This window comes from Pedobacter sp. 01T416_2 (assembly GCF_056398925.1).
Genome location: NZ_JBFTQI010000558.1, coordinates 1 through 3,993 on the forward strand (window position 1 = coordinate 1; position 3,993 = coordinate 3,993).

2 protein-coding genes are annotated in these 3,993 nt (G+C 38.9%); both read left to right on the forward strand.

Annotation, left to right across the window (positions count from 1 at the left end; all coding sequences use genetic code 11):
- On the forward strand, positions 1-2,852 hold a 2,852-nt coding region (locus AC1DPQ_RS20215; protein ID WP_477610682.1), incomplete at its 5' end, for a SusC/RagA family TonB-linked outer membrane protein.
- An 11-nt stretch (positions 2,853-2,863) separates the two neighbouring features.
- Positions 2,864-3,993: RagB/SusD family nutrient uptake outer membrane protein (locus AC1DPQ_RS20220; RefSeq protein WP_477610683.1), on the forward strand; the 1,130-nt coding region annotated here is incomplete at its 3' end.

Here is a 3,993-nt window from a genome sequence, read left to right on the forward strand (position 1 = left end):
GAACTACTCAGGTGGTGGCCAGCGATGCCAATGGAAATTTCAAAATATCAGCCCAAAAAGGAGAAAGTTTAGTGATTACTTTTGTAGGTTATGTAACCAATACCATATTGGTAGCTAATGACACGCAATTGAGCATCATCCTTGCAGAGGATAAGGATAAAAACTTACAAGATGTAGTTGTAATAGGTTATGGTACGCAAAAACGTTCTGATGTTACTGGTTCGATTGTTTCTGTACCTAAAGCAAGGTTGTCGCAACTACCTGTAACGAATGTCCTTCAATCAATCGAAGGCGCAGTAGCAGGGGTAAATGTTACCACTACATCATCTGTTCCTGGAAGTCAGCCTAGTGCCTTAATCCGCGGACAAAACTCGATAACAGCCAATGCAGGTCCTTATGTAGTGGTAGATGGTGTTCCGTTAACTAAAACAGGTGGTTCGTTAAACGATATTAACCCCAACGATATTGCATCGGTAGAGATTTTGAAAGATGCGAGCGCCACAGCTATTTATGGTACAAATGGTTCAAATGGCGTAATTTTAGTTACCACGAAAAGGGGAACAACTGGTAAACCCGTAATTCGTTATAACGGTTATGTGGGGATTGATAATATGGCCCATATTTTAGAACCCCGGAGTGGAGCAGAATATCTGCAGAAATATGCTGATTTTCTTAAACAAACCAATCAAACCCAAACCAGACCGGTTCCAAATATCGGGGAACTTCCTGCTTACAATGCAGGTACTACTATCGATTGGGTAGACGAGGCTACACAGCAAGGTAAAATTCAGGATCATAACGTAAGTATCTCTGGCGGATCCCCTGACGTGAAATATTTTATTTCTGGAGATTATTTAGATCAAAAAGGAGTGGTAAAAGGATACCAGTTCAATCGTGTCAGCTTAAGATCAAACTTAGATGTAAACGTTACCAGTTTTTTAACTGTAGGTACATCACTATTTTTAACCAGTAACAATTTCGATGGTGGAAGGGCAAATTTGTTGTTCGCTACCGCAATGAGTCCTTATGGTCAGGAGTATAATGCAAATGGATCATACACAATCTTCCCAATGAGTCCTGAGTTGCTTTACACCAATCCATTATTAGGCTTAAAAACAACACAGATTGGTAGAACAACCAATATTAATGGAAATGGTTATGCCGAAGTAAAATTTCCTGGTGCATTAACAGGTCTTAAATTTAGGTTAAACGCTGGTTATACTTATTTTCCTGAAAGATCAGGTAGTTACATAGGGCGCTTAGCAAATGATAATAATGGAACTGCAAGAAGTGTTAATGCATCTACCAACAGTTATACTATAGAAAATATCTTAACGTATTCTAAGGATATTAAAAAGCATCATTTCGATTTTACTGCCTTATATAGTGCACAAGAACGTAAATACAATTCAACCACAGCAGGTGCTACCGGCTTTATTAATGATGAATTAGGTTTGGATAACCTAGGGGCAGGTGCTACACAAACAAGTGGTTCTTATCGCGATAGATATGGGCTGAATTCACAGATGGGCCGTTTATTTTACTCCTATGATAGCCGCTATTTATTTACTTTAACGGCACGTAGAGATGGTTCATCCGTATTTGGTGCAAATACAACCAAGTATGGTGTTTTCCCATCGGCAGCAATTGGCTGGAATGTTATTAACGAAAATTTCATGAAAAATGTTAAACTTATCAGCAATTTGAAATTGAGGTTATCGTATGGCAAAACTGGTAATGAAGCTGTTGGTGTTTATAATACCATCACCACTGAAGGTTCTTCCCGTTCTCCTTTTAACGGAATAAGTACAATTGGGGTTATCCCAAATAATTTGGGTAATATCATGTTACAATGGGAAACCACCAAAACGGCAAACATTGGTTTAGATTTTGGAATCCTTAATAACCGGGTTACAGGTAGTGTAGAAGCCTACCAGAATAAAACAAGTGGTTTGTTACTGAATAGAAGCTTGCCAATTATTACTGGTTACTCAAGAGTTTTAGAAAACATTGGTAAAACGACCAATAATGGTTTAGAGCTAACTTTGAATACTCAAAACATTGCAGGAAAAGACTTCCGTTGGGAAACAATGGTTGTTTTTGCGACCAATAAAAATAAGATCGACGATTTGTATGGCGATGGTAAAGATGACTTGGGAAACAGGTGGTTTATAGGACAGCCCATCAATGTCGTATATGATTACAAAATGACTGGTGTTTGGCAAACGGGCGAAGATGTTTCTAAGCAGGATCCAACAGCAAAACCAGGTAGCTTAAAGTTTGCTGATTTAAATGGTGACGGAAAAATTACTGGTGATGACAGAACCATTCTTGGACAAACCGCCCCGAAATGGACCGGTGGTATAACCAACACTTTTCATTATAAAAATATTAATTTAAGCGTATTTATTCAAACTGCGCAGGGTATAACGAGAAACAATCCTGATTTAACCTATGGCGATGAAACAGGTAGAAGAAATACGCCAGCTGAGATCGGTTACTGGACTCCTGAAAACCAAAGCCAAACCCGCCCGGCTTTGTCTTACAATAATACTTTAGGATACGGTTATGCATCTGATGCGAGTTACACCAGAATCAAGGATGTAACATTAAGCTATGTATTTTCACAACACATTTTAGATAAACYTCACCTGGGTAGTTTAACCGTTTATGCAAGTGGCCGTAACCTGCACACTTTCACCAATTGGGTAGGCTGGGATCCCGAGCAAACTACTTATGGTAGAGGATCAGGGAATTCTGGAGCTAATCAGCAGGCATTCGCGGCAGATTGGACAAATAATTATCCAATAACAAGAACTTTCGTTCTGGGTTTAAATGTTTCATTACGTTAATTATCATCATCATGAAAAAATATATAACCATATTCGCATCTTTATCCATATTATTTATTGCATTTTCATCTTGCAAAAAATCTTACTTAGATGAGAAACCATTTTCTTCATATACACCATTAACACTTACCGATTCACTTGGGTTTGAAGCCTCACTAATTGGTTTATATAATCATACCAGTACTATATTCTCCTGGGCCGATCAACAAGGCTGGCCAAGTGTTTGGCAGGTAGGAACCGATGTTGCAAATGCAACAAATAACCAGCAAGGTGTAGAAATACCTTACTATAACTACGCTTTATTAACATCTTTAGATGTTGGTGCCGGCCGCACCTGGAATAGAAACTATATCATGGTTAACTTAACGAATATTATTTTAGATGGTATAGAAAATCCAAGTGTTACCACTTTAAGTGCAGCAGGTAAAAATTCAGTAAGTGCCGAAGCTAAGTTTTTCAGGGCTTATGCTTATAATAATTTAGCTACTTTGTTTGGTGGTGTACCGCTGGTTACGCATGCATTGACAGGACCTAAAATAGATTTTGTAAGGGCACCAATAGCCGATGTAAACAACCTCATCGTAGCAGATTTGCTTTTTGCTGCAGCAAATCTTCCTGATATTGAATCGGTAAAAACTAATACCAAAGGCAAAATGTATGGCAGGGCAAATAAATTTATGGCCATGCAACTTTTGGCTGAAGTTTATCTCCGAATCGGGAAACCTGATTTAGCTGAGCAACAGGCACAGGCAATTATCAGTAGCGGAAAATTTAGTCTCATCAGAAACCGTTATGGTGTTAAAACTGGCCAGCCAGGAGATTATTATTCAGACATGTTCCAATATGGAAATGAAAGAAGAGTTCAGGGAAATACAGAGGCTATTTGGGTGTTAGAGCAGGAAAATCCAACTGCGGTAGTTGGTGGTATCACCGATAATCCACAGCAAAGAAGGGTATGGGGTGCTGCTTATTACAACATTGCAGGAATGGCTTTGGCCGATTCGTTAGGCGGGCGTTCGATTGGTAGGTTGCGCTTAAGCAACTGGGTACTTTATGGTTTGTATAAAGGTAACGATATCAGGAACTCTCAATACAACATCCGCAGAAGATATTATTACAACGACCCGAATCCTATATATGC